At 69.0% G+C, this 25,121-nt stretch carries 23 protein-coding genes; 13 read left to right on the top strand and 10 right to left on the bottom strand.

The window, feature by feature from the left end; translation table 11 throughout:
- Positions 1–33: 33 nt before the first annotated feature.
- From C7C45_RS23700 to C7C45_RS23690, 3 genes are all read right to left on the bottom strand, one after another.
- Positions 34–423: a hypothetical protein gene (locus tag C7C45_RS23700; protein WP_110565897.1), complete on the bottom strand. Its 390-nt coding sequence runs from the start codon at positions 421–423 to the stop codon at positions 34–36.
- Positions 424–512: 89 nt separating this feature from the next.
- Positions 513–869, bottom strand: a complete 357-nt coding sequence (locus C7C45_RS23695) for a PadR family transcriptional regulator (protein WP_110565896.1) — start codon at positions 867–869, stop codon at positions 513–515.
- 43 nt (positions 870–912) lie between these two features.
- The gene (locus tag C7C45_RS23690) at positions 913–1,347 is read right to left on the bottom strand and encodes a hypothetical protein (RefSeq protein ID WP_110565895.1); all 435 of its coding nucleotides are present in this window, start codon (positions 1,345–1,347) and stop codon (positions 913–915) included.
- On the opposite strand from C7C45_RS23690, the gene C7C45_RS23685 reads away from it, so the two are divergent.
- The 4 genes from C7C45_RS23685 to C7C45_RS23670 all read left to right on the top strand — a co-directional run bounded on the left by C7C45_RS23685 (position 1,346) and on the right by C7C45_RS23670 (position 5,052).
- Positions 1,346–2,164, top strand: coding sequence for an MOSC domain-containing protein (locus C7C45_RS23685; protein WP_110565937.1), 819 nt, complete (start codon positions 1,346–1,348; stop codon positions 2,162–2,164). The two genes, C7C45_RS23690 and C7C45_RS23685, sit on opposite strands and share 2 nt — an antisense overlap.
- A gap of 115 nt (positions 2,165–2,279) precedes the next feature.
- Positions 2,280–3,569 carry a vanadium-dependent haloperoxidase gene (locus tag C7C45_RS23680; RefSeq protein ID WP_110565894.1) on the top strand — a complete coding sequence of 430 codons (1,290 nt, stop codon included), beginning with the start codon at positions 2,280–2,282 and terminating at the stop codon, positions 3,567–3,569.
- A gap of 155 nt (positions 3,570–3,724) precedes the next feature.
- Positions 3,725–4,216 (top strand): SigE family RNA polymerase sigma factor, encoded by a 492-nt coding sequence (locus C7C45_RS23675; RefSeq protein WP_244200527.1) that lies wholly within the window; start codon positions 3,725–3,727, stop codon positions 4,214–4,216.
- A 14-nt stretch (positions 4,217–4,230) separates the two neighbouring features.
- Positions 4,231–5,052 carry a hypothetical protein gene (locus tag C7C45_RS23670; protein WP_110565893.1) on the top strand — a complete coding sequence of 274 codons (822 nt, stop codon included), beginning with the start codon at positions 4,231–4,233 and terminating at the stop codon, positions 5,050–5,052.
- Positions 5,053–5,085: 33 nt separating this feature from the next.
- Here the strand turns inward: C7C45_RS23670 and C7C45_RS23665 are convergent, their stop codons facing one another.
- Together C7C45_RS23665 and C7C45_RS23655 are read right to left on the bottom strand one after the other, a co-directional pair.
- On the bottom strand, positions 5,086–5,583 hold the full coding sequence (locus tag C7C45_RS23665) for a YcxB family protein (RefSeq protein ID WP_110565892.1): 498 nt from the start codon (positions 5,581–5,583) through the stop codon (positions 5,086–5,088).
- Between the two features lie 352 nt (positions 5,584–5,935).
- On the bottom strand, positions 5,936–6,913 hold the full coding sequence (locus tag C7C45_RS23655; protein WP_208641274.1) for a GlxA family transcriptional regulator: 978 nt from the start codon (positions 6,911–6,913) through the stop codon (positions 5,936–5,938).
- Positions 6,914–7,104: 191 nt separating this feature from the next.
- Here C7C45_RS23655 and C7C45_RS23650 point away from each other — a divergent pair, with 191 nt between their 5' ends.
- Genes C7C45_RS23650 through C7C45_RS23640 form a run of 3 tightly spaced genes read left to right on the top strand, consistent with a single transcriptional unit; the run spans position 7,105 to position 10,035 of the window.
- On the top strand, positions 7,105–7,743 hold the full coding sequence (locus C7C45_RS23650) for an HD domain-containing protein (protein WP_110565890.1): 639 nt from the start codon (positions 7,105–7,107) through the stop codon (positions 7,741–7,743).
- A 59-nt stretch (positions 7,744–7,802) separates the two neighbouring features.
- Positions 7,803–8,720 (top strand): NADP-dependent oxidoreductase, encoded by a 918-nt coding sequence (locus C7C45_RS23645; RefSeq protein WP_110565889.1) that lies wholly within the window; start codon positions 7,803–7,805, stop codon positions 8,718–8,720.
- Positions 8,721–8,730: 10 nt separating this feature from the next.
- The gene (locus tag C7C45_RS23640; RefSeq protein WP_110565888.1) at positions 8,731–10,035 is read left to right on the top strand and encodes a glycosyltransferase; all 1,305 of its coding nucleotides are present in this window, start codon (positions 8,731–8,733) and stop codon (positions 10,033–10,035) included.
- On the opposite strand, the gene rph is transcribed toward C7C45_RS23640, so the two are convergent.
- The gene (gene rph / locus C7C45_RS23635; protein WP_110565887.1) at positions 10,027–12,624 is read right to left on the bottom strand and encodes a rifamycin-inactivating phosphotransferase; all 2,598 of its coding nucleotides are present in this window, start codon (positions 12,622–12,624) and stop codon (positions 10,027–10,029) included. The two genes, C7C45_RS23640 and rph, sit on opposite strands and share 9 nt — an antisense overlap.
- A gap of 700 nt (positions 12,625–13,324) precedes the next feature.
- On the opposite strand from rph, the gene C7C45_RS23630 reads away from it, so the two are divergent.
- A complete protein-coding gene (locus tag C7C45_RS23630) occupies positions 13,325–14,893 on the top strand; it encodes an alpha/beta hydrolase-fold protein (RefSeq protein ID WP_167454808.1) in 1,569 nt (522 codons plus the stop codon).
- A 97-nt stretch (positions 14,894–14,990) separates the two neighbouring features.
- Here the strand turns inward: C7C45_RS23630 and C7C45_RS23625 are convergent, their stop codons facing one another.
- Positions 14,991–15,698 carry an alpha/beta fold hydrolase gene (locus C7C45_RS23625; protein WP_110565885.1) on the bottom strand — a complete coding sequence of 236 codons (708 nt, stop codon included), beginning with the start codon at positions 15,696–15,698 and terminating at the stop codon, positions 14,991–14,993.
- A gap of 85 nt (positions 15,699–15,783) precedes the next feature.
- Between C7C45_RS23625 and C7C45_RS23620 the strand changes: the two genes are divergently transcribed.
- Positions 15,784–16,335, top strand: a complete 552-nt coding sequence (locus C7C45_RS23620; RefSeq protein ID WP_280101390.1) for a LuxR C-terminal-related transcriptional regulator — start codon at positions 15,784–15,786, stop codon at positions 16,333–16,335.
- Positions 16,336–16,419: 84 nt separating this feature from the next.
- On the opposite strand, the gene C7C45_RS23615 is transcribed toward C7C45_RS23620, so the two are convergent.
- Complete coding sequence (locus C7C45_RS23615; protein WP_110565934.1) at positions 16,420–16,899, bottom strand: MarR family winged helix-turn-helix transcriptional regulator; 480 nt, start codon at positions 16,897–16,899, stop codon at positions 16,420–16,422.
- A 102-nt stretch (positions 16,900–17,001) separates the two neighbouring features.
- On the opposite strand from C7C45_RS23615, the gene C7C45_RS23610 reads away from it, so the two are divergent.
- The gene (locus tag C7C45_RS23610) at positions 17,002–17,889 is read left to right on the top strand and encodes an NmrA/HSCARG family protein (RefSeq protein WP_110565884.1); all 888 of its coding nucleotides are present in this window, start codon (positions 17,002–17,004) and stop codon (positions 17,887–17,889) included.
- Positions 17,890–18,253: 364 nt separating this feature from the next.
- On the opposite strand, the gene C7C45_RS23605 is transcribed toward C7C45_RS23610, so the two are convergent.
- On the bottom strand, positions 18,254–19,519 hold the full coding sequence (locus C7C45_RS23605; protein WP_110565883.1) for a prolyl oligopeptidase family serine peptidase: 1,266 nt from the start codon (positions 19,517–19,519) through the stop codon (positions 18,254–18,256).
- A gap of 143 nt (positions 19,520–19,662) precedes the next feature.
- Here C7C45_RS23605 and C7C45_RS23600 point away from each other — a divergent pair, with 143 nt between their 5' ends.
- Entirely contained in the window at positions 19,663–20,901 is a 1,239-nt protein-coding gene (locus C7C45_RS23600; RefSeq protein ID WP_110565882.1) for an MFS transporter, read from the top strand.
- Between the two features lie 131 nt (positions 20,902–21,032).
- Entirely contained in the window at positions 21,033–22,151 is a 1,119-nt protein-coding gene (locus tag C7C45_RS23595; RefSeq protein ID WP_110565881.1) for a serine hydrolase domain-containing protein, read from the top strand.
- 124 nt (positions 22,152–22,275) lie between these two features.
- Here C7C45_RS23595 and murQ read toward each other — a convergent pair whose 3' ends face one another.
- The gene (murQ, locus tag C7C45_RS23590) at positions 22,276–23,169 is read right to left on the bottom strand and encodes an N-acetylmuramic acid 6-phosphate etherase (protein ID WP_110565880.1); all 894 of its coding nucleotides are present in this window, start codon (positions 23,167–23,169) and stop codon (positions 22,276–22,278) included.
- Between the two features lie 388 nt (positions 23,170–23,557).
- Between murQ and C7C45_RS23585 the strand changes: the two genes are divergently transcribed.
- Positions 23,558–25,120 carry a sodium:solute symporter gene (locus C7C45_RS23585; protein ID WP_110565879.1) on the top strand — a complete coding sequence of 521 codons (1,563 nt, stop codon included), beginning with the start codon at positions 23,558–23,560 and terminating at the stop codon, positions 25,118–25,120.
- Position 25,121: the final 1 nt, after the last annotated feature.

Below are 25,121 nucleotides of genomic sequence, written 5' to 3'. Positions count from 1 at the left end.
ATAGGGCTTACCTGCCCAGGCATCCCGGCACGGTTACTTCCAGGCTGGTGAACTCCCCGGTGGCCGGCGGCGATCGCTCGTGCCCTGCAGGATGGCCGCGACGACGGCGGCCACCGCCGAGAGGAGCGTGAGCAGCAACGCCGGCGCGACGACACCCGTGATGTCTTCGCCGGTGCCGCGGGCCAGCACCATGACCGTGGCGGTTGCCGCCACCATCAACCCACCGGTGGCCAGCGCGAGGTACTTGACGATCCTGAAGACGTTTGTGGCGTTCCTGACCATGGTCAACCTCGCAAGGTCCGTCGCGCGCTCCCGGATGATGCCCGCGAACGTTTCGGTGAAGATCCAGAGGATGAAGGCACCCTGCCCACGGCCCTCGGTCGCGGTCCGTTCACGGCAGAGGTCGGTGAACGTCTGCTCCATGCTGTCGGCAAAGCGTTCGCGGTACGGCCTTGGATAGAGACCGAGCAGCCTCCGGTACCAGCGCCGATATCGTGTCTGTGCGTCCATGGTCAGATGCCCATTGCCTTGGGGATGAGGGATCGCTCATGGGCGACCGCGACGACCTGGCGGTATCGCTGCAACTCCGCCGCGAGGGTCTGTTGACCGAGCGCGGTGATGCCGTAGTAGACGCGGCGCTCATCGTCCAGGTTCGGGTCGATCTTCTTGTCGCTCTCGCGGATCAAGCCCGCCTCGGTCATCCGGCGGATCGAGCCATAGAGCGTTCCTGGCCCCATCTTGACTTTTCCCCGGGAGTCGGACTCGACCTGTTTCATGATCCCGTAGCCATGGCGGTCCTGAGTCGAGAGCACGAGCAGGATGTGCAGCACCGCAGGGGTGAGGGGTCCGCCATCTCTGGTGCTCGCCATGAACCGACACTATATCCGTGACGGATATACGTCAAGGGGCGAGTCAGCCTTCGTCCCAGCGCTCGGCGTCGACTCCCCACCCGGACGGCGCTGCCCGACGCACGTCGTCTCTGCTCACCAACTGCAGGTCGGGCGCTCGGACCTTCACGACCGGGACATCGAATGCGAACTCCACGTTCCGCCCGTCTGCGAACGAGACCATCACGTGCGTGTCGGGACCTGCCGGGTGGCTGTCCATCCATTGCACGTGGACGACCTCAGCCGTCAGGGACCCGTCCGGGCGCACCAACGCGAACCCCTCAAGGTCGCCCTGGGCGACATCCGGATGGAGCCGTCCACGCTGCTCCGCGAACTGCTGTTCCCGCCAGCGCCGTCGTGCGTCGGTGTTCGCCACGCAGGGCATTCTCCAACGGGCCGCACCCCGGGTCACCATGTCGACCTCCACGGGGAGCCGGCGGTAAGGCAGCATGCTCGTCATGTGGACGGTTGTCGCGCTCTGGCGTTACCCGCTCAAGAGCGCCCGGGGTGAAGCGCTCAAGGCCGCCGATGTCGAGTGGACCGGCCTGCGCGGCGATCGGACGTGGGCTTGTATCGATCCCCTGGACGGGACGGTCGGCAGCGCCAAACAGCCACGACGGTGGGGCCGCCTGCTCGATGTCGGTACGACGATGCGCGACAACGGCCCGGAGACCATGGTGACGCTGCACGTCGACGGGACGTCGGTGCGAGCCGGAAGCGACGCGGCGGATGTCGCACTCAGCAAGCACCTGGGCCGCCCGGTGCGTCTGAGCCGGGACCTGCCGCCTGACGCGAGGCTGCACCGCACGCTGCCTGATGACGCCGGCATGGTGCCGGACTGGATGGACGCTGCCCGGCCTGGCCAGGAAACCATCACGGCGATCGCGGGTGCGGGGCGGGTCGGCCGGTTCGTCGACTTCGGCGCCGTCCACATCGTGACCACTGGCGCGTTGTCCCTGCTGGGCGAGCGGATGGGAGGTGTCCGTGTGGCCGCGGAGCGGTTTCGCCCGAACCTCGTCATCGACGCGCCGCGTGACCCCGAACCCGGGCAGGAACTACGCCTGGGCGATGTCGTGCTCCGGGTCGTCCTGCCCACGCCCAGGTGCGCCATTCCCGGGCTGGCCCAGGCCGAGTTGCCGGCTGACCGCTCGGTGCTGAGCACCCTGGCCCGGCACTACCGCGTCCCCGTGGCGGGGCTGGGCCGTGCGGCCTGCTTCGGGACCTATGCCGACGTTGTCCAGCCAGGTCAGCTCCGACTGGGGCAACTCGTGCACTGAGGCCCGCGTGGCACCCGGTCATCAGCTCGACGATGCTACGATCGAGCGTCATCGATTCCGCTTCGTGTGCCGTGTGCATTCGACAGAACGCATCGAACCTACCGACGGGGAGATCATGACGAGCCGCATCCACACCCGCCGTGCGATCTGGTCACGCATGATTCCCGCAGCCATCGCGCTCGGCTCGCTGGTCGCCACCACGATGACCGGGCCAGCGCCCGCCGCCGCGATCACCGGCTCGGCCAATCCGGTGGTCACCTGGGACCTCAACGCCCAGACGGCGATCTGGGACGTCGCAGCTCAGCAACCGAACGAGCAGGTACGCAGCTTCGCAATGGTGAGCGGAGCGGTCTACGACGCGCTGAACGCGATCGCCGGCACCCCGTACCAGCCGTACCTCGTCGCACCGCCGTCACGCGGGACCGAGTCGGCGGACGCCGCCGTCGCCGCCGCCGCCCACGACGTGCTCGCCGCCCTCTTCCCCGCTCAGCAGGAGCGGCTCCGGGCTCAGTACGACGCAGCTCTCGCCGCGATCCCCGACGGGCGCTCGAAGCAGGGCGGCGTTCGGGTCGGGGCACGAGCCGCAGCCGCGATGGTCACCGCCCGGCAGGACGACGGCGCGTTCGGGGACCAGCAGTGGCGGAACGGGACAGCGCCCGGCCAGTGGCGACCCACGCCGCCGCTGTTCCTGTCCCAGGGAGCCTGGACCGGGCACATGCGGCCGTTCCTCCTGCCCCGGGTGTCGATGTTCGGCTCCCCCGAGCCGCCACGGCTCACCAGCCAGGCGTACACCCGTGACCTGAACGAGGTGAAGGAGGTCGGCTCGGCGACGAGCACGGCGCGCACCCCGGACCAGACGGAGGCCGCCATCTGGTGGCACGACCGGCGATCCGCCTCCTGGGAGATCAAGCGACAGCTCGCCGCCACCCAACGGCTGGACGCCCTGCAGACCGCCCGCTTCTTCGCGATGACCGACCTCATCGTGGCCGACTCGGGAGTGGCGTGCTTCAGCCAGAAGGACCTCTGGAGCTACTGGCGTCCGGTCACGGCGATCCACCTGGCCGACACGGACGGTAACCCGAGGACGGCGGCCGACCCGGGCTGGCAGTCGTTGCTCGGCACGCCCCCCTTCCCCGAGTACCCCTCCGGCCACGCCTGCGGCACCGGTGCGCGGATGTCGTTGTACCGGTACTTCTTCGGCCGGGACGACATCGCATTCAGTGGGTCCAGCGTCGACTCCGGCACGACACGGCGATTCACCAGCTTCTCGCAAGCGCTCGACGAGCTCATCGGCGCGCGCGTCTGGGGCGGCGTCCACTTCCGCACCGCCGACGTCGAGGGGGCGACGCTCGGTGCGGATGTCTACCGCTACGCGGTCCGGCACTACTTCCGCCCCCTGAGGTAGCCGCGTCCTGCCCGGACGAGATCTCCGGCAGGCGGGGCGGAAAGACTGATCGGACGGTGCAACCCCGCGGCGCGACGCCCGCGTCGTACGGCCGTGACAGTCAGCGCAGTGAACGAGAACAGATCCACGCTTGTCGGTGGAGAGGAAAGACCCGGGTGAGGCGGGCCGACGAGGACGACTTCCACGACTTCGTCGCCTGCCGGATGGATCGCTGGCGACGCAGTGCGTTCCTGCTCTGCCAGGACTGGCACACCGCCGACGACGTCGTGTCGGCCACGGTGGCGAAGCTCTACCGGAACTGGCGCAGAGCGGGTCAGGCGGACAACCGCGACGCGTACGCCCAGCGGGTCCTGACCCGCGCCTGGCTCGACGAACGACGCCGCCCCTGGAAGCGGCGGGAACAGGCGAGCGCGACGCTGCCGGACGTGGCCGCGGCGGTCCCGGAAACGGTCACCGACCGTGCAGGGCTCGCCGCGTTGCTGCGGTCCCTCGCCCCGAAGCAGCGGGCGGTGCTGGTGCTGCGCTACTACCTGGACTGTTCGGTCGAGGAGACCGCGCGGATCCTCGGCGTCTCCACCGGCACCGTCAAGAGTCAGTCGGCACGCGGGCTGGCGAACCTGCGCACCGTCATCACCGGCCAGTCGTGAGGAAGAGGCAGCAGATGGGTCACCAGTTGTTCGACGAGTTGATCGGGACGCCGCCGCCACCCCAGGTGGATGTGGAGGGCATCGTCCGGCGCGAACGGCGCGCGGGCAGCGTCCGACTGATCGGGGGCCCGGTGGCCGCGCTCCTGGCGTTGCTGGTCGGCGTCGGTGTCGCCGTACACGATCAGGAGCCTGGCCCGGCTCCGGGCCCGCCGCTGGCCGCGCCCACCCCCACCGCCGCGGACCCCGGGTTCCGCCTGGTCTTCGACACCGACGAGAGCGCCGAGGCCAGCGCGAGTCGCCTCAGCGCGGAGTTCGACGCCGCGCTGCGTGAGGTGGCGGCCGGGTCGACGTGGTTCTGGATCCCCGACCACGTCGGCGAGGCCCGCACGCCGGACGGGCGGCCGCCGGTGTTCACCCACCACGGCCGGGACGACATGGTCAGCGGCGGATCCGGCGTGTCGTACCGGGGACGCAGGGGCCCGCTGGGCGTGTCGATCTCCCCGGACGTCATCGGGCCCAACGAGCCCGCCGGATACCACTGGCCGTGCGAGCTGCCGGCGGGCTACCCCGGTGACCAGCGGTACCAGCGCGTCTGCGTGGAGGGGACCACCCCCGGCGGTCTCCGGACGAAGGCCGAGACGCTGACCGGGAAGCGGGACGGGAGTGTGCAGCACATCGTCACGATCCAACTGCCCGGCAACCGGGTGTTCAACGCGAGTGTCAGCAACATGGTGGGGGTCGACGAGCAGGCCGTCGCCGCGCAGCCGGAGCCCCCGCTCTCCGCGGAGCAACTCAGGGCCCTCGCCGTACGGGTCGCCGAGCGGATCAGGGCCTGACGGGCCCGGCGGTCTGCAACGGGTGGGCCGGGTTCACCGGTGTCGGAGCAGCCCGCGTCCGGCCATATGGGCTCGCAACGTCTCGGCGTCCTCGGCGGTCATCAACCAGCGCGGGATCACGGTCGCCGGCATCCGACCGACGTACACGATCCAGAAGTCAGGGGTGTCCCGCACCTGGGCGACCCCGTCCCAGGCGATGCCGCCGGACTCCGAGCCGCTGCGCATCATGATGTTGTCATCGGTGATGTCGTAGGCGCCCTCGACGGCGTAGCGGCTGGAGCGGCGCCGGGCACGCAACCGCACCCACGGGAGGTACAGCATCGACAGCAGGCCACCCACGATCATCGCCATCCACAGCGACGAGGCCCGCTCGCCCCACGTGAACGCCCGCGAGACGAGGAAACCGATCGCCCCGACCGCTGCCAGCGCCGCGCCGATGTAGCCGTACCTGCGCAGCCGAACGCTGCCGAGCACAGCAGCCACGCGGCCTGGGTAGGCGGGATCGGCGGGGACGTCAAAACGGATGTGCACGCCAGAACGATAGTGCCCCCGCCCACGCCGGGCAGCGACAGCTCACACGACGGCTCGGCGCGGATAGGGAAGACTGGCGGGCATGGATGACCTGAGCGATGCGAAAGTTGCGCTACACCGCTACCTCAGGGCACTCGCGAGGACCTGGTCTGGAAGCTCGACGGACTGAGCGAACGCGAAGCCAGAATGCCCCGCACCGCGAAACATCATGCGCGAGCAGCACGACACGGCGATCGGCCTGCGGCGGGAGAGCACGAGCATCCCCGACGACTACGACTGGCCGGCGTACGTCGCCAAGCTCACGAAGTTGGCTGACCGCTTCGGATGAGGGGCCGGACGGCGCATCAGGGCACTAACCCGCGTGGGTGCGACGGGTCGTACTGAACCGGCGTTGGTAGGCGGCGGGGCTGATCGACAGCTTCCGGGCGAAGACCCGCCGCAGGCTCTCGTAGCTGGGAAACCCGGCGAGGGTCGCGGCCTGCGTGGCGGTGTGACCCTGGTCGAGCAGGGCTCTGGCCAGGTCGAATCGGATGCTCTCCACGAAGCGGGCCGGTGTCGTGGACAACTCGTCGTGGAAGAGCCGGGTGAGCTGCCGGGTGCTCACGTTGAGGTGCTTCGCGAGTCCGCTGAGCGAGTGGTCCCCGCGGGGGTCCGCCGTCACGGCGTCGGTGATCCTCCGCAGAGCCGGCGAGCGGGGCGGCGGCCCTTTCAGCGGTGCCGAGAACTGGGACTGGCCGCCCGCACGCTGCATGTACACCACCAGGGCACGTGCGACGTCGCGCGTCAGGTTGGGCCCGTGGTCCTCTTCGACGAGAGCGAGCGCGAGGTCGATACCGGCCGTCACCCCTGCCGAGGTGTACGTGGTGCCGTCGCGAACGTAGATCGCGTCGGCCTCGACACGGCACGTCGGATACCGAGCGGCGAGCTCGTGTGCGACCTGCCAGTGCGTGGTCGCGCGCTTGCCGTCGAGAACGCCGGCGGCGGCGAGGACGAACGCCCCGGTGCAGACCGACGCGACCCTGCCCGCCACAGCCGCCGGTATCCGTGCGGCGTCCGCCAGGTCGGCGGGGACCTGGTTGCGCGGATAGTGGTCGGAGCCGGCCACCAGCAACGTGTCGAAGGGCCGCTCGCCGGAGGCGGCGCCGTCGACCGCCATCCGGACCCCGAGATTCGAGGTGACGTCCGCGCCGGTCGGCGACAGCAGCACGAGCTGGTAGTTGGCGCCGAACCGGTTGGCCTCCTTGAACACCTCGGCCGGACCGGCGATGTCCAGCAGCGTCACCCCGTCGTAGACGAAGATCGCGACGCGATGGGTGCCGGCGTTCACCACCGTTTATTGGTAGCACGCCATTACCGGAGAAGGCGGGGAACCCCGCCGGCGGTTGCTCACCTCACGATGACGGTTTCACCCTGTCCGGATATGAGGGATTCCTGGCCGGACGAAGGCGGCAGCAGACGACGACAGGTGGGCAGCATGGAGGTCGCAGAAACGGTCGCACATTTTCCGGAAGGTGAAAGCACATGCCCGAGGTCATCGCGGGGCTGGAGATTCCTGAGACAGCGGCGGTCGCCGAAGCGACCAGGCACATCCGGGAAACCACCCTGCCGCTCATCTACCACCACTCCCGCAGGGTCTTTTTCTTCGGCCTGATTCACGCGGGCAAGCTTGGCGTGAAACCGGACCCGGAACTGCTCTACCTGGCGGCCATGTTTCACGACAGCGGCCTTCTTACTCCCTTCTCGGACGTTCAGCAGCGTTTCGAGATTGATGGTGCCGACCACGCGCGCAAGTTCCTCCTGGGCCGGGGTTTCTCGACGGCGTCCGTCGAGACCGTCTGGACCGCGATCGCACTGCACACGACGCCCGGCATCCCCGACCGGATGGGCCCCGAGATCGCGACCACGTACCTCGGTGTCCTGACCGACGTGCTCGGCCTCGGCCTGGACGGACTGGAGCACGATCAGCTCGCCGAGATTCTCGCCAGCCATCCACGAGGGGACTTCAAGAACGAGTTTCTGCGAGCCAACGTCGCCGGGCTGAAGGACCGCCCGGAAACCACGAACGGCACCGTGAACTCCGACGTGCTCGAACACTTCTTCCCCGGCCTGCGGCGCGTGACGACGGTCGAGCGCATCGTCGGATCACCCTGGCCGAGCTGATCGGAGGCGGGCCGCTACAACAACGGCCAGCCGACGCACTTTCCTGAGAGGCTTCGAGCATGCGAGCGATTACCGTAAGCGACCGTAACGCGGGTGTCGGCGGGCTCACCCTGACCGACATGCCGTACCCACACGCCGCGGAGAACGACGTCATCGTGCGCGTCCATGCCGCAGGCTTCACTCCCGGGGAACTCGACTGGCCGGCAACGTGGTCCGATCGCGGCGGCCGGGACCGGACACCCAGCATCCCCGGGCACGAACTGTCCGGAGTTGTGGTCGAACTCGGCTACGGAACCACCGGCCTCACCGTGGGCCAGCGGGTGTTCGGGCTGACCGACTGGGCACGCAACGGCTCCCTGGCCGAGTACACCGCGGTGGAGGCTCGCAACCTCGCCCCCCTCGCGGCCGACATCGATCACACCGTGGCGGCCGCGCTGCCCATCTCCGGACTGACCGCGTGGCAGGGGCTGTTCGACCACGCCCACCTCACGACCGGCCAGACCGTCCTCATTCACGGCGCCGCGGGCGGCGTCGGTTCGATCGCCGTCCAACTCGCCCGGGAGGTGGGCGCCCACGTGATCGGCACCGGCCGGGCCGACGACCGCGACGTCGCGCTCACCCTCGGCGCACAGACCTTCGTCGACCTGGACGCCGACGACCTGCGGCAGGTCGGCGAGGTGGACGTGGTGTTCGACGTCATCGGCGGCGACATCCTCGAACTGTCGACCGAACTGGTACGCCGGGGCGGCACCGTCGTCACCATCGCCATGCCGCCGACCACGCAGCCGAAGGACGGGCGAGCCATCTTCTTCGTCGTCGAACCTGAACGTGCCCGACTGAGCGACCTCGCCGAGCGACTCCGGAGCGGACGGCTCAAGCCCATCGTCGGCGCCGTGCGACCGCTGTCCGAGACGCCCTCCGCGTTCGCCCGCCACCGTCGCACGCCCGGCAAGACGATCATTCAGGTTCGACAATGAGGAGACGTGCATGGCCAAGGTAGTAGTGGGAGCGACCCCCTTCCAGGGGCACGTGAGCCCGGTCCTCACGGTCGCGGCGGACCTGGTCAGGCGTGGTCACGAGGTGGTCGTGTACACCGGATCCCGGTTCGAGGAGCGCGCTCTGGCGATCGGGGCGCGATTCCAGGCGCTGCCGCCGGAAGCCGACCTCGACGACCGCAACCTGGACACCCTCTTCCCGGCGCGGGCCACGCTGCCGCCAGGGCCCGCCCAGTTGTCGTTCGACTTCGAGAATTTCTTCCTCGGCCAACTGCCCGCGCAGGTGCGGGGTCTACGGGCGCTGCTGGCGACGTTCCCCGCGGATGTGGTGCTCGGTGAGCTCGGGTTCTGGTCGATACCGGTACTCCACCTCCGCACCGCGCGGGAGGAACGCCCGACGCTGGTGACACTCGGCACCGTCCCCCTGCTGATCCAGAGCGAGGACACTCCCCCGTTCGGGACGGGGATGCTGCCTACACCCGGCGAGGAGGCACGCGCCGGCAACCGAGCGATGAACGCTGAGGTACGCCAGATCTTTGCCGACCTGCAAAGGTTCGGCGAGGCGACGCTCACGTCGTTGGGCGTGACGATGCCCGACTACCTCTTCGACGCGCCCTTTCGCCGTACGGACCATTACCTGCAACTGACCGTGCCCAGCTTCGAGTACCCCCGCAACGACCTTCCGGAGCACCTACGGTTCGTCGGGACGCTTCCTCCGGCGTCCAGCAGCGACTACACCCAGCCGGAATGGTGGTCCGAGCTGTCCGGCGGCCGGCTGGTGGTGGTCGTGACCCAGGGAACCGTCGCCAACACCGACCTCAACGAACTGGTCATCCCCACGGTGCGCGCCCTCGCCGACCTCGACGTCCTGGTGGTGGCCGCCACCGTCCGCGACGACGGCCCCGACCTGGTACGTCAGTCCCTGACCGACGTGCCGGACAACGTGCGGCTGGCCAGCTTCGTACCGTTCGACCGGCTACTCCCCCACGCCGACGCGCTGGTCACCAACGGCGGGTACGGCGGGGTGCAGACCGCCCTGCACTACGGAGTGCCACTCGTGGTCGCCGGTGCCAGCGAGGACAAGCCGGAGGTCGCGGCCCGCGTCGAGTGGAGCGGCACCGGCATCAACCTGCGCACCAGCACCCCGGGGACGACCGAGTTGCGCGCCGCGGTGCAGGCGGTGCTGCACGACCCCGGCTACCGCTCCCAGGCGGGGATCATGGCCAAGGAGATCGGCCAGCACGACCCCTTCGACGCGATCGCCGAGATCGTCGACGCGAGTGGTGGGTCACGGTAGAAGTTCGACGTAGCCGTCGCTCCCGTGCACGCGGATGCGCTGCCCGTCGGCGATCAGCCGGGTGGCGTCCAGGACGCTGACGACAGCCGGCAGGCCATACTCCCGTGCGATCACCGCGCCGTGTGTCATCAGTCCGCCAACCTCCGTCACCAGGCCTGCGATGGAGACGAAGAGGGGCGTCCAGCTCGGATCCGTGTGCGCCGTGACGAGGATGTCGCCTGGTTCGAGATCGGCCTGGGCCATGTCCAGGATGACGCGGGCACGCCCTTCGACGGTCCCGGCGGAGACGGGTAGGCCGACCAGGGCGCCGGCTGGCACGTCATCGCGTCGGTACGCCCCGGTGATGGCCTCACCTTCGGATGTCAGCACCCGAGGCGGGGTGAGCGCCTGGTAGGACCGGAACGTGTCCTTGCGCTGCTGGATGAGCGTGGCATCCACCTGCTTCGAGCACACGACGTCGTGGAACTCCTGGAACGTGAGGTAGAAGACGTCCTCCGTCGCGGGGAGCACCTCGGCCTGCACGAGGCGCTCGGCCTCCTGGAGCAGGGCCGACTTGTAGATGAGGTAGCGGCTGATGATGCCGTACTTCGGGTACTCCCGGTAGCCGATGAAGGTCCGGACGCGGTCGATCATCCGCTTGGTCTCGTCGGCCTTCTGCTCCCCGTCCGGCAGTGCGCGCAGTCGCATCAACACCTCCTGCGTCTTCCTCTGTGCCTCCTGCCGTCCTTGTTCGAAGCGCCGCTGGGCTGCGCCCGGTTCGAAGGTCCTGACGTTGTCGAGGAGCACGGGCACCAGCGTGGTCGGGCGTTCGCGCCAACGCGGCCTCGTGATGTCGATCTCGCCGACACAGCGCATGCCGTACCGGCCGAGGTAGGCCTCGATGGCGTCGCGCGCTTCGGTCCCGCCCTCGAACTTGGGCAGCTCATCCAGGAAGCCGTCGTCCTCGACGCGCTCCAGGAACCGGACCACCTCCGGATGCGGGCGGATCACGTCCGCGACGTCGAGCAGCGCCAGTCCCATCTCGGACGTGACGTTGCCGGGGGCCGACAGCGTGAGGGTGTCGGCCGCGTTCTTCTCGCCCAGCCACTCCCCCAGCCGGTCGTTGAGCCAGGTGGTGGCGTCGATCCCCGCCATGATCGCCTGGATGTTCAAGGGATCGCTGAGGACCTGCTTGTGCTCCTTGAACGCCTCAAGCAGGAAGTCGAACAGCGCCGGTCCGGTCTTCGTCTGGATGTCGCGTCGCAGCGCGGCGATGGACGCCTGACTGCGCTCGATCAGCGCGGTGACGATGGCCGGATCGGTCTCGATCGGGGCGGGCGCACCGCCGACCGTCGGCCCGACGGGACCGCTGTCCGGCAGCGCCGGGACGAAGTCGTGGCGATCGAGGATGGTCTCCAGCGCGTCCCTGGTCAGCGGATCGGACTTCTCCGACATCTTCAGGAAGCCGGCGCGGCTCGTGGGCGAGGACAGGAGCCGGGTGGCGTCGACGAAAAGCCTCCCGCCGGCCTCGTGCATCGGTGTCATGGCCGTCAGCCGCCACATGGAGAGCCCGAGTGGCTTCATGGCGTCGGTCATCATCTGCTGATGGCCGACGGAGAGATAGACGCGGTTCTCCTGGTCACTGGCAGCGGGGATGGGGTACAGCGTGGTGATCGGCCGGCTCTGCACGATCTGGAAGTCATCCTCGGCCAGGCACCATTCGATGTCCTGCGGGTTGCCGAAGTACGCCTCGATCCGCCGCCCGAGCTGCACGAGCCGCACGACCTGCGCATCCGTCAGCGCCGGCTGCTCCTGCCGCTGCGGGTCGATCGTCACCTCCTGCGTTCCGCCGTCCGGCAGGGCGTGCACGGCACGCTGTTTGGCCGCGAGCGTCCTGGCGACGACCTCGCCGTCACGCACCTTGAAGACGTCCGGGTTCACCCGTCCGGAGACCAGTGCCTCGCCGAGGCCGAAGCTGGCGTCCACGGTGGCGACCTTCCGGTTGCCGGTGACGGGGTCGGCAGTGAACAGGATGCCTGCCGCATCCGGGACGACCATCTGCTGCACGACCACGGCCATGTGGGTCTTCCGGTGGTCGACGCCGTTTCGCAGGCGGTAGGTCACGGCGCGCTCGGTGAACAGCGAAGCCCAGCACCGGCCGACGTGCTGGAGGATCGCTGCCGGGCCCACGACGTTCAGGTACGTGTCCTGCTGGCCCGCGAAGGAGGCCGTCGGCAGGTCCTCCGCCGTCGCGCTGGACCGCACGGCATAGGCGGCCTGCTCGCCGAGCAGGGCGAGCGGACGGGTGATCGCCGCAGCGAGATCGGCCGGAATGGCGATCCCTTCGATGATGCGGCGGATCTCCGCGCTGAGCGTGCGGATGGCCTCCCGGTCATCCGGGTTCAGCCGCGACAACTGATCGAGCCGATCCTCTATCGATGGCGCTTCCGCCATGATCCGCCGGAAGGCGGCCGTCGTGACGCAGAAGCCAGCCGGCACACGGATGCCGTCGATCCGCGACAGCCCGCCCAGGTTCGCGGCCTTGCCGCCAACGAGCGCGACCTGCGTCTCGTCAACCTCTTGAAGATCCAACACGTACTGCTCGGTCATCGGGACACCTCCGCGGCAACCGCGTGCCGCTGCGCCGCACTGGCTGAAAACCCGCCCACGTCGTACCCCCGTTTTTGGTCGGTGCCGTATCCGGCCGCCGATTCTGCGGCAAGACCCGGGTCTTGCCGCAAGCCCCCCGGTGCGCTATATGTTAGAAGTGGCAGGGAGTCAGATCTCCTGCCTTTTCTTTTGCCCCCTCTCCCGCCGCCCAGGCGCAGGACGCCCAGGAGGCGGGGAGCCACCGACTCCTACTCCTCCTCGGCGAACACGATCTCGCGTTTTCGGTGGATCGCCGGGACGACGGCGAGAACGAGCGCTGCCACGGCCAGGGCCAGGAGCACTGCGGAGATCGGTCGGGGTCAGGAAGATCGGCGGGCCGCCGCGGGAGATATTGAGCGCTCTTGTCGACCTCGGGCTGCCGCGAGCACCCGGCGAGCATCCCCCGGCGGCCAGGAGCACCGCCCGTCGGCTGCTCCCTGGCTCCAGCGGCACCAAGCCGAAATGACACGGACGGCGGCGACGGATCTTGACATCGACGAGCGCACCCAGCCACACTCCCCTTGCTAATTCGATTTAGCGAGTCCGTTGTCCACTGAGTACCGACCACCGCCGGACGCCACACGACCACAGAGGGGTTGCTCAGATGAGGAAAGCGATCGGAAGACGCAGGCTCAGCCGTGCGATCTCGTTGCTCGCGATCATGTCACTCGGCGCAGGCACCATCTGCTCCACGCCGGCTGCCGCCGCAGGCAGGCCCCCGGCCGCCCAAGGTGCGACCGTCATCGCCGATCGCGGTTCACCGACCGGGTACACGGTGAAGTTCGTCTACCACAACCCCAACGCCACCCAGGTACGCCTTGCCGGCGACCTGACGCTGCTCGACCTCGATACCGGCACCACGCGGTACCAGCCGGAGGAGTGGCAGCCGGGGCGTTACCACGCTGGCGGCACCGAGTTCCTCCGGGACATGACGAAGGACTCGAAGGGAAACTGGTCGGTCTCCGTCCCGCTGCACGCCGGAGGCCTCAGCTACTGGTACCGGGTCTGGGACCCAACCCAGGGTTGGGTGAACAAGCGCATCTGGGATCCCGCCTCGACGGCCCCTCGGCCCCCGGGTGAGTCCTCGTTCCGGGTGCGGAACAACGACGTTCTCGACACCGTGTACGTGCCGTACGCCAAGAAGCAGAACGACCCGGTGCTGAAGGAGCGTGCCGCCTACGAGCTGCCGATGGCGGACGCCTCGAAGCGGGGCACCGTCCAGTACGTCCCCTACACCACGATCCTGGGCGACAGCGGCCACTACCTCGGCGTCTACCTGCCGGCCAACTACGATCCTGACCGCGCCGAGCCGTACAAGGTCGCGTATCTCGCCCACGGCATCTTCGGTGACGAGACCGACTTCATGGTCCCGGCGAACGTCCCGAACATCCTGGACAACATGACGGCCAGGGGCGAGATCGAGCCCACCGTGGTTGTCACCATGGGGAACCACTTCACGGGTACCAGCCTCGGCTTCGCCTCCTACAACCAGACCAACGCCGCCAACAACCTGGTCCAGACGATCCTTCCCCTCATCGAGGCGAACTACAACGTCTCGACCGAGCGGGAGGGGCGTGCCTACGCCGGTTTCTCCTACGGCGGGATGACCGGTGGCGTCGTCATCAAGAACTACCCGACGACGTTCGGCTTCTATGGACACTTCTCCGGTAACCCGTCCCTCACCGCAGCGGACTACGACAACATCGCGGACGCGGTCGGGGACGACGACCTCCTCGTGTTCCTCGGCAACGGTGTCTTCGAGGGCAGCCTCGACGCCCAGAACGCCATCGCGAACAACTTCAGGGCGCACGGGTTCACCGCCGCGACGACCCAGGTCCCCGGCGCGCACGACGGGATGACGGCGGGCCAACTGTTCACGATCTTCGCGAGGGACTACCTGTGGTCGGGCGCCGACACGCCTCCGGGCACGGCCAGAGTCGTGGTGAAGGCGAAAGCCACACCCGCGTCGGTCGTACGCGGTGGCACGTTCACGCTGGACGTCGATGTGCGTGCACAGGCCAAGCACGAGAAGGCTCCGAAGGTGACCGGTGAGATCGCCGTGACCTTCGGCGGCACCACGCAGGCGGTTCCGCTGACCGGCGGCGCAGCCGTCGTCAAACTGCCGACCACCGGGCTGTCGGCAGGGGTGTACCCGGTGCACGTCGCCTACTCCGGTGACCCGAACTACGCCCCCGCCGCGGCGGTCCACCAGCAGCTACGGGTTCGGTAGCCAGCAGGCACGGTGGGCCGGCGACCTCCCGTCGTCGGCCCACCGTCCGCGGTCCAGGGCGACTTCCCGCGTCGGGTTTCGCCGGAACGTCAGACGCTCACGCCCGGACGGCCTCGATGATCGTCTCGGCGACCTCACTCGGCCGGGAGACCACCATCGCGTGCGAACCGCCGACGACCTCGCGCTGGCCCCGCGCGTCGGCCCGCTCGGCCATGAACCGGTGCGCGGCGACCGGGATGTTCATGTCGGCGTCCCCGAACACGAACCAACTGGGCAGCAACCGCCAGGCCGGGTCGCCGGAGAGCCCGTCACCCAGGGCCTGTTCGGTGATGGGCCGCTGGGTCCGCGCCATCAGCGCCGCGACGTCGGTCGACACGTCGGCGGCGAACTGCTGGTGGTATGCGTCCTGGCCGATCGCGACCTCGTTACCGCCGGTCGACACCGGGTACTGCACCAGCGTGTCGGCGAGCGTGCTGCCGGGGAACTTCCCGGACAGCGACAGCCCCGACTCACCGGTGTCCGGGCAGAAGCCGTTGACGTACACGAGAGCCCGCACCAACGGTTCGTCGGCTGCGGCCTGCGTGACCACCATGCCGCCGTACGAGTGGCCGACGAGGATGACCGGACCGCCGATCCCGTGTACCACGTCCCGCACGTACGCGGCGTCGGCTGCGACGCTCCGCAGCGGGTTGGCGGCGGCCACCACGTCGTACGCGGCGCCCAGCCGGTCGATCACACCGTTCCAACTCGCCGACTCGGCGAACGCTCCGTGTACGAGAACGATGGTGGGCTGCGGATCGGGCATGACGCGAACTCCCTTACTCCGTGGCGCTGTTCACCCTCCGGCCGCGCCGGTGCGCCTGAATACCCGTTACGCGAGGGTGAAACATGTGGTCCTGGCACCGCCGCTCACGGGCAATCGACACCGGCCCGATGTGGTGCTGATGGACATCCGGATGCCGGACATGGACGGCCTCACGGCCGCCCGCCAGATCCTCACCGGCGTTGGCGAGGCACCCCGCAGCATCATGCTCACGACCTTCGACCTCGACCAGTACGTGTACGCGGCGCTGACCGCCGGGGCCAGCGGCTTCCTGCTCAAGGACGTCACCCCGGAGCAGTTGGTGGCTGCCGTCCGGCTGGTCCGCTCCGGCGACGCGCTGCTGGCACCGGCGATCACGCGGCGGCTCGTACAACGGTTCGCCCAACGCGACACCGACCCGCCGGCGATCCACCGGGACCTGAGCACCCTGACCCCGCGTGAGCTGGAGGTGCTGGGCCTCCTGGCCCAGGGCCTGAGCAACGCCGAGCTAGCCGGTCGCCTACACCTGTCGGAGGCGACCGTGAAGACACACGTCGCCCGGATTCTGGCCAAGCTGGGCCTGCGCGACCGGGTTCAGGCCGTCGTCGTCGCGTACCGGACCGGCCTGGTCACCCCCTGATCGCGCTCACCTGGTAGGTCGAGAACGACGGCCGCGTCCTCGCGCTGGGCGACACCCTCGCGAGCACCCTGGCGGGCCGTGGCCTCAGGCGGGCTTCGGTCGGGACCGCAGGCGACGCATCTGGGCGTGGCTGAGGTCATCGGCTCGCTGCATGTGACGGGTGATCACTTCAAGCTCCTCCTCGGTGTGGTCCTCGAGGATCGCCTGCCAGGACTGGCCCAGGTCGTCCCAGACCGCGGTGACACGGTCGAGGCGTTCTGGCACCGGGGTGACCAGCACCCGGCGCCGGTCCTCCTGGTCGGGTGTGCGTTTCACATAGCCCCCACGTTCGAGGCGGTCGACCAGGCGGGTGGCCGATCCCGTGGTGAGGCCGGTCATGTCGGCGATCTCTCGCACCGTGCGGGGCTCGGGCGCTGCCGAGAGCAGGCTCAGAAACTGCACGTCGGTCGGGTGCAGCCCGAGGTGGTCGGCGATGGCCTGGTTGAAGAGCACGTACGAGGCGAGATAGCGGCGGGACGCCATCGACAACTCCTCGTACAACCGGGTCCGGCGCGTTGCGGTCATCCGCGGCACATCCCAACTAGTTGCGCGACGCAGCAATTTCACCTAATCTGCTGCGTGACGCAGTTAATGCGTCACGCAGCTATCCTACCTCCTGGAGAACTCATGCTCACCGTTGCCGTCACCGGAGCCACCGGCGCGCAGGGCGGGGCCACCGCCCGCGCCCTGCTGAAGGCCGGCCACCGGGTACGCGCACTCACCCGCCAGCCCACCTCGCCAGCCGCCGAAGCCCTGCGCGACCTCGGCGCCGAGGTGCGCCAGGCCGACTTCGACGATCGCGCCTCCCTCGACAACGCCCTCGCCGGATCGGACTCGTTGTTCGCGGTCACCACACCGTTCGGCACCGACCTTGCCACCGAGGTCCGGCAGGGCAAGGCTCTTGTCGACGCCGCAGCAGGCGCTGGCCTCGGCCACATCGTGCTGACCACCGTCGCGCACGCCGACCGCGGCACCGGCGTCCCCCACTACGAGAGCAAGCACCTGGTCGAACAGCACCTGGGCGCCTCCGGCGTGCCCTGGACGGTCATCGCGCCGGCCGCTTTCATGGACAACTACGCCACCGGCTGGACCCTCGACGGCCTGCGCACGGGCACCTTCGCCTGGCCAATGCCGGCCCACCGGCCGCTCACCCTCATCCCGGCGGCCGACATCGGCGCGTTCGCCGCGCTCGTCCTACAGCGCTCCGCCGAGTTCGCCAGCCGTCGCATCGACATCGCCTCCGACGAGCGCACCCCCGCCCAGATGGCCGAAGTCCTCGCCGCCGCCATCGGCTGCGCGATCACCCACCAGCAGGTGCCCCTGGTCCAGGTCCGACAGCGGTCCACCGACCTGGCGGCCATGTTCGATTACTTCACTACCGTCGGCCTGGACGTGGACGTTGCCGTGCTGCACCGCGACTACCCGGAGGTCGGCTGGCACAGCTTCGCCGACTGGGCCGCCGCCCAGGACTGGCCCACGCTGCTGTCCGCCGCAACCACGAACCGCCGCCACTGAAGCAATTCACGTCGCCGGCGACGCTGTGGGCCCGGCCACGGCGCGCCGCCGGCGCTGCCGTACCGACCAACGGTCGCTCACGAACCTCACGGAGGACAGATGCCGCTGCCACTCCCCGGAACCGACCCGAGTTCCCGATCTCCTCCAGCATCCGGTTCCAGAATCTGACCGTCAGCGGCACCAACATCACCCAGAGCCCCTGCGGTGGGGCGAACAACACGATCAGCAACGTCACGCGGGTCAACTCAACGCTGACCTGGTGTTGGCCCGAGAAAGAGCGGCCACCTGGGCTCGGGCGGCCGCTCTTTTCTCCCGGTCACGGCCGGGCCCGGATCAAGGCCCGTGAGTTGGACCCGACCGCAGATCACCGACGACGGCGGGCCATCCACTGCCAGATGTGGACGCCGTTGAGGCTCGGGTCGTTGCGGGCCACGTAGATCCAGGACCAGTGGCCGGGGAACTGGTAGCCGTCCCAGACCACATGGTCGTACAGGCTGATCAGCGATCCCGGGATGAGGTCATGGGCGTGGATCGTGTTGGTCTCGGGTGGCACGGTGTCGTCGTCGCGCGAGGTGACCAGCCAGGTCGGGGTCTGGATCCTTGCCAGCCCCGCATCGGTGATCAGCGGCGGGCCTCCCCCGCCGAGCGGCTCGACGACACCACAGATCGGCACCGACGCGGCGAACAGGTCGGGGTAGGCAACGGTCATCTCCAGGGACATGTAGCCGCCGTTGCTGCAACCGACAACGTAGATCCGGTCGGGGTCGACACGCTTGCGGCGTACCAGGTCCTGAACGATCTCGCGGATCAGCGGGGCGAACCGGGGGCCGTCCTCCATCCAGTAGGAGGTGCTCTGCGGAGCGACGACGTACGCGCCGGAGAAGATCTGCTGAGCCTGCGGGGTGGCGAAGCCGAGCGCTCCGCGGTTGGCGCGCAGTGTGGTCTCGTTGTCGTAGTAGTCGTCGGGCAGCGAGGCGCCCTCGCCGCCGCCGTGCAGCCAGACGATCAACGGCCGCCGACCGTGCCGGGGCGCGTGGTCGGGAGAGTACAGCCGGTACTTCAGGCCGGAGCCCGAGACGTGGTAGCTGAAGGCGTCCACCTCGGGGTTCGACAGCCGTCCCTGCACGAAGCGCGTGATGGTGAGCGGCGAGCCGTTACGCCGGGCGATCGGGGTGTTCTGCGTGATGGTGTAGACGAGGTCCAGCCGGACGTTGCGGCCCCTGCTCAGGATGTAGCCGAGCGTGCCGCCGCCGGGTTGACCTTCGGCGTGGCTCAGCTCCAGCACGATGTTGCCGTGCCGATCGAGCCGGGCCGCGGTCACCGTACGGTCCAGGTCGTACTCGCTGAAGATCTGATCGCCGGTAGCGATCGGGATCGGGCTGGTGGCCTTGGCGTGCACGCTGAACGTGCCGGGGGTCAGCCCGGCCGGGTCGATCGGCCCGAGCCGGCTGGTGTCGAGGGTGACCGAGGCGACCTGCTCGCCGCCGTCGAGCGTTCTCGCGTCGAGGGTGAAGCGCACGCTGGTGGGGTGGTGGCCACCGGCGTGGGCGGCGAGGCCGGGCAGGGCCAGGCCGATGGCGGCACCGGCCCCACCGGCCAGAACGGTGCGACGAGTGACAGACGTGGACATGCGAGCCCCCGTACCTTGCGGCGTAGACGTTCATCGATGAGATCTCAACGTAACGCCGCCGAGATCCGCTCGCAACCGGTGCCGCCACGAGTGATCAGGCAGGGTCGACCGTCCACCCCTCCACCGCTATATTGAGTTCCATTATGGAACTTACCGCGTTCTGGCGTTGGTGGGTGGCCGGCACGACCAGTCACCTCGGCTCGGCGGTCGGCGGGCTGGCCCTGCCACTGACCGCGCTGGTCGTGCTGCAGGCGTCGGCCTTCGAAATGGGACTGATCACGGCGGCCGGCTATCTCGCGTACCTCTTGATCAGTCTGCCGGCGGGGGTGATCGTGCAGCGCATGCCGCTGCGCGGCATGCAGGTCGCCCTGGATCTGATCCGGGCCCTCGCCATCGCGTCCGTCCCCCTGGCGTGGTGGTACGACACCCTGACGGTGGCCCAACTGGTCGCCGTCGCCCTGGTCGTGAGCTTCGCCAACGTGCTGTTCGACGTGGCGAACCAGACCTTCCTACCGGAGATCGTGCCGGCCGCCCAGTTGCAGGCGCGCAACAGCCTCACCTCCGGCACGCACGCCGCCACCCAACTGGGCGGGCCGTCCCTGGGCGGGCTCGCGGTGCAGGTGTTGGGTGCGGTGCCGACGCTGCTCGTGGACGCCGTCAGTTACCTGGTCTCCGCCGTGCTGCTGCGTACCCTGCCCGCCCGGCGGGTGCAGCGACCGGACGAGCGGCCACCGATGGTCACGATGATCCGCGAGGGCTGGCACTACGTGCTGCGACACCCGATCATCGGGCCGGCCATGTGGGATGCCACCGCGACGAACTTCGTCAACGGCGCCATGCTGGCTCTCTTTCCGTTCTATCTGTTCCGCGAGCTGCACGCATCGCCGCTCCTGGTCGGAGTGCTGATCGCCGCCGACGGTCTCGGCACGCTCATCGGCGCCGCACTGACCACCCGCTTCACCGACCGGTTCGGCACCGCACGTGGTCTGATCATCGCGGCCTTCGTCGGCGTGGTCGGCGCGCTCATCATCCCGCTGGGCACCGGCACCGCCGCCTATCTCGCCTTCGCCGTCGGGAACCTCATCTTCGCCGGCTCCACGGTGGTGCTCAGCGTGACCACCCGCACGTACCGGATGCTCGCCAGCCCGCCAGAACTCCTGTCGCGGGTGATCGCCACGGTCAAGTTCGTCTCCTGGGGCGCCATTCCGCTCGGCGGTCTGCTCGCCGGCGTCCTGGCCGGGCCGCTCAGCGCCCGCACGACCCTGCTGATCTTCGGCACGCTCACCGCGCTCTCCCCGATCATCTATCTGTCGACCCCGATCCGCCGGATGCGTGACCTGCCGCTCGACCCCGCCCCGGCACCTGCCGAAGCACGGGTGTGAACAGCCCGACGGTACGGCGGAGCGGCCGACCCCCGATGGGTGTCCGGGGAGACCCCGGGTGTTCCCGGATATGCCCGTCGCACCAACTCGGTCAGGCTCAATCTCGACGAACTGCTCGCGGGGAGGTCGGGATGAGACGGGTGCATCGGGCGGTGTTGGCTGCGACGACAGCTCTGGCGGTGATCGCGACGCCGACAGTTGCCACTGCGGCATCTCCGGGAGCGAATCGCGTCGGGCTGCAGACACGGCTGGACGACGTCGTCGCCGCCGGCGCGGTGGGCGCCGTGGCGGAGGTGCGTGACGAGCACGGCGTGTGGCGAGGCAGCAGCGGTGTCGCCACGCTGGGCAAGCCGCGCCCGGCCCCGGTGGATGGTCGATTCCGGGTCGGCAGCATCACGAAGACGTTCATCGCCGTCGTCGTCCTGCAACTCGTCGACGAGGGTCCACTGCGGTTGGACGACCCGGCCGAACTCTGGCTGCCGGGAGTCGTCCCCGACGGTCACCGGATGACCGTGCGTCAACTGCTGAACCACACCAGCGGCTTGTACGACTATGTGGGCACGCTACCGATGCCACCCGAGCCGGATTTCTTCGCCAACCGCTGGCGGACCTGGCGCGCTGCCGAGCTCGTTCAGCGAGCGGTGGCCAACCCGCCGACCTTCGAACCGCCAGGTTCGGCTTTCGCGTACTCGAACACTGCCTACCTCCTGCTCGGTCAGCTCGTCGAGAGGGTGACCGGCCAGTCGTACGGCGACGAGATCGAGCGCCGGGTCATCCGACCGATGCGGTTGCGCGGCACGTCGGTACCGGGGGCATCCCCGCACATTCCCGGTCCACATCCGCACGGCTACCTGCCGACAAGTCGGAACGGCGACCTCCTCGACTACACGAAGATGAACCCCTCGGTGTTCGGCGCGGGCGGGGAGATGATCTCCACGACGAGCGATCTCAACCGATTCTTCGCCGCGCTGCTCGGTGGACGCCTCCTGCCGGATCACCTGCTCACCGAGATGAAGACACCGGGTGTCGAGAGCGGCAGGTACGGACTCGGGCTGGCGTGGTGGCGGGACACCTCGTGTGGGGTTCGCGTGTACGGCAACGACGGCGATGCCCTCGCTTACCAGTCCTGGTCGTACTCGACGGAAGACAGACGCCGGCAGGTAACAGTCATGCTCACGCCCGACTTCCAGGGTAACCCCGACGACGCCGTCGATGCGTTCCTGGACAAGGCCCTCTGCGGTTGGTCATGACCACCGGCGCGGCGGCCTTCCTGCGTCAGGCCGCGGTACCCACGGCGCCCCTTCTGCGTCAGGCCGCGGTACCCACGGCGGCCTTCCTGCGTCAGGCCGCGGTACCCACGGCGGCCTTCCTGCGTCAGGCCGCGACGGCCGCCCGGACGTCGTCGTCGGCGTCGCGCAGGCGCGCTGCGGCCTCCTCGGCGGTGCAGTTGGCCAGCAGCAGCACGATGGCCGTCTTGGCGTGCCCGTGCGCCGCTGCGAGCGCCCGCGTGGCGGTGTCGAGATCGGTGTCGGCGGCTTCGGCGACGATCCGACGCGCCCGGTCGACGAGCTTCTCGTTGGTGGCGTTCATGTCCACCATCAGGTTGCCGTAGACCTTGCCGAGCCGGGCCATCGTGGCGGTCGAGAGCATGTTGCAGACGAGCTTCTCGGCGGTGCCGGCCTTGAGCCGGGTGGAGCCGGTGAGCACCTCGGGGCCGGTGGGCACCTCGACGGCGACGTCGGCGTACCGACTGATCACCGCGTCGGAGTTGCAGGCGACGGAGACGGTCGCCGCTCCGAGCACGCGGGCGTGCGCCAACCCGCCGACCACATACGGGGTCCGGCCGCTGGCGGCGAGCCCGACCACCGTGTCGCGGGCGGTCAGGCCGATCGCGTCGAGGTCGGCGACGGCACCGGCCGGGTCGTCCTCCGCGCCCTCGACGGCGACGCCGAAGGCTCCCGCCCCGCCGGCGAGCAGGCCGACGACTCGGCCGGGCGGCGTACCGAAGGTGGGTGGGATCTCGACGGCGTCGAGCATGCCGATCCGGCCGCTGGTGCCGGCACCGAGATAGATCAGTCGCCCGCCCTGACGCAGTGACGCCACGACGACGTCGACGGCCGCCGCGATGTCCGGCACGGCCCGACGGACAGCCTGCGCGACCGAGTGGTCCTCGTCGTTCATCGCGAGGAGCAGTTCGGTGGGAGACATCCGGTCGAGGTCGGTGGTCTTCTCGTTGCGGGTTTCGGTGCCGAGGGTGCTGAGGTCCACGGGTTGTTCGTTCCTCTCGCTGGTGTTCAGTCGCCGGCCGGCGGGTGGTGCCTCGCCGGTGCGGTCGACGTCGAGCGCGTGCTCGCGGCGGCCAGGCTGAGGGCAGGTGGGGACGGGCGTCGGCGGTTCGCCAGAACTACGCCGACAACGCGCCGTTTCGACCGTGCCAGCCTCGGCGGCACGGTGTGATGGTGTGTGCCCGAGATGTCGCTGCGGGCCGCGTCCGGTGCCGGCTCCCGGCCGCCGGGCACGTTCTGCTGGGCCACCCTTTCCCCCATATCAGCAGGCTGGGACCACAGCGTAGCCAGCCCGGACCGGCAGTGGCAAAAAGTTTCGCGTTACCCTGGTCCCACGTCACTTATTGACAACCGCTGGTTGGGAGTGAGCTGTGCGTCAACTCGACCTTGTCGTAATCGTGCTGTACCTCGTGGTGATCGCCTTCGTCGGACTGCGGCTGTCCGGCAAGCAGAAATCCGCCAAGGACTACTTCGTGGGCGAGGGTCGGCTGCCGTGGTGGACCGTCTCGTTCTCCGTGGTCGCCACCGAGACCAGCGTCCTGACCGTGATCAGCGTGCCCGGTGGCGCCTACAGCGGCCAGGGATTCGGTAACGTCGAGCTGGCCCTGGGTTACGTCATCGGTCGCGTCGTCGTGGCCGCGGTGCTCATCCCCCTCTACAAGCGGGGCGGCTTCGTCAGCGCCTACCAGTACCTCGGTGAACGGTTCGGCCTGAAACTCCAGGGCCTGGCGTCCGTCACGTTCGTCTTCACCCGCCTGCTCGCCGAGGGCGTACGGCTGTTCGCCTCGGCCATCCCCATCAAGCTGCTCCTCGACGAGCTCGGCCTTCAGGTCGGCTACCAGGCCATCATCATCGTTCTGACGCTCATCACGGTGGTCTACACCTACCTCGGCGGCATCAAGGCGGTCATCTGGACCGACGCCATCCAGATGGGGCTCTACCTGGGCGGGGCGATCCTGGCCATCGCGGTGCTCAGCCACGCCGTCGGCTTCGACGGCTACTCGCAGGCGCTGGACGCCGGCAAGTTCCAGCTCTTCGACACCGACTTCACGCTCGCGCACGTGCTCACCAGCCCGTTCGCCCTGCCGACCGCGATCATCGGCGGCGCGATCTTCGCGATGGCCAGCCACGGGTCGGACCAGCTGATCGTCCAGCGCATCCTGTCCACCCGCACGCTTCGCGAGGGGCAGAAGGCGATGATCTCCTCGGGCATCTTCGTGGTCATCCAGTTCGCGGCATTCTCCCTGGTCGGCGCGCTGCTGTGGTCGTACAACAAGGGTCAGACCTTCAAGGAACTCGGCCTGGCCAGCAGCGACAACCTCTACCCGAGCTTCATCCTGCACGCCCTGCCGGTGGGCATCTCGGGTCTACTGGTGGCCGGCATCCTCGGCGCCGCGATGGGTTCGCTGTCGTCGGCGCTGAACTCGATGTCGAACTCCACCGTCGCCGACTTCATCCACAGCTTCTTCCGGACGGTCCCGTCGGATGACGTGATGCTCCGGCTCGCCCGGGTGATGACCCTGGTCTGGGCGGTGCTGATGGCGATCTTCGCCTGCGCCTTCAGCTCGAGCACCGGAAACGTGTACCTGACCGGCCTGACCATCGCTGGCTACACCTACGGGGCACTGCTCGGGGCGTTCCTGCTCGGCCGTCTCGTCCAGCGGGCCAACCAGGTCGACGCGGTGATCGCCTTCCTCGTCACCGTGGCGGTGATGACATACATCGTCCGCTACGTGAAGATCGATGTGACGACGGCCGGGACCACCACCGCCACCGCCATCGCCGCGCAGTGGCTGGTGCCGATCGGTGTCCTGATCACCCTGCTCGTCGGCGCGGTGTCGAGCCGGTTCCACGCGGCCCCGGCGACGCCGTACGACCACCGGCGCACCGACGAGGCCGAAGAACCGGCGGCGACGCCCGCCGGACGGGCGTGAA

Source organism: Micromonospora arborensis, assembly GCF_003205615.1.
GTDB lineage: Bacteria > Actinomycetota > Actinomycetes > Mycobacteriales > Micromonosporaceae > Micromonospora > Micromonospora arborensis.
Note: the sequence above shows the minus strand (reverse complement) of the source record. Positions and strands in the feature narration are given on the sequence as shown.

Coding starts and splice junctions, on each gene's coding strand:
- C7C45_RS23645 (WP_110565889.1), top strand. CDS start 7,803: ATGCGAGCGATTACCGTAAGCGACCGTAACGCGGGTGTCGGCGGGCTC.
- C7C45_RS23595 (WP_110565881.1), top strand. CDS start 21,033: ATGAGACGGGTGCATCGGGCGGTGTTGGCTGCGACGACAGCTCTGGCG.
- C7C45_RS23685 (WP_110565937.1), top strand. CDS start 1,346: ATGTGGACGGTTGTCGCGCTCTGGCGTTACCCGCTCAAGAGCGCCCGG.
- C7C45_RS23600 (WP_110565882.1), top strand. CDS start 19,663: ATGGAACTTACCGCGTTCTGGCGTTGGTGGGTGGCCGGCACGACCAGT.
- C7C45_RS23695 (WP_110565896.1), bottom strand. CDS start 869: ATGGCGAGCACCAGAGATGGCGGACCCCTCACCCCTGCGGTGCTGCAC.
- C7C45_RS23630 (WP_167454808.1), top strand. CDS start 13,325: ATGTCACTCGGCGCAGGCACCATCTGCTCCACGCCGGCTGCCGCCGCA.
- C7C45_RS23690 (WP_110565895.1), bottom strand. CDS start 1,347: ATGACGAGCATGCTGCCTTACCGCCGGCTCCCCGTGGAGGTCGACATG.
- C7C45_RS23670 (WP_110565893.1), top strand. CDS start 4,231: ATGGGTCACCAGTTGTTCGACGAGTTGATCGGGACGCCGCCGCCACCC.
- C7C45_RS23650 (WP_110565890.1), top strand. CDS start 7,105: ATGCCCGAGGTCATCGCGGGGCTGGAGATTCCTGAGACAGCGGCGGTC.
- C7C45_RS23700 (WP_110565897.1), bottom strand. CDS start 423: ATGGAGCAGACGTTCACCGACCTCTGCCGTGAACGGACCGCGACCGAG.
- C7C45_RS23625 (WP_110565885.1), bottom strand. CDS start 15,698: ATGCCCGATCCGCAGCCCACCATCGTTCTCGTACACGGAGCGTTCGCC.
- rph (WP_110565887.1), bottom strand. CDS start 12,624: ATGACCGAGCAGTACGTGTTGGATCTTCAAGAGGTTGACGAGACGCAG.
- C7C45_RS23610 (WP_110565884.1), top strand. CDS start 17,002: ATGCTCACCGTTGCCGTCACCGGAGCCACCGGCGCGCAGGGCGGGGCC.
- C7C45_RS23640 (WP_110565888.1), top strand. CDS start 8,731: ATGGCCAAGGTAGTAGTGGGAGCGACCCCCTTCCAGGGGCACGTGAGC.
- C7C45_RS23680 (WP_110565894.1), top strand. CDS start 2,280: ATGACGAGCCGCATCCACACCCGCCGTGCGATCTGGTCACGCATGATT.
- C7C45_RS23615 (WP_110565934.1), bottom strand. CDS start 16,899: ATGACCGCAACGCGCCGGACCCGGTTGTACGAGGAGTTGTCGATGGCG.
- C7C45_RS23605 (WP_110565883.1), bottom strand. CDS start 19,519: ATGTCCACGTCTGTCACTCGTCGCACCGTTCTGGCCGGTGGGGCCGGT.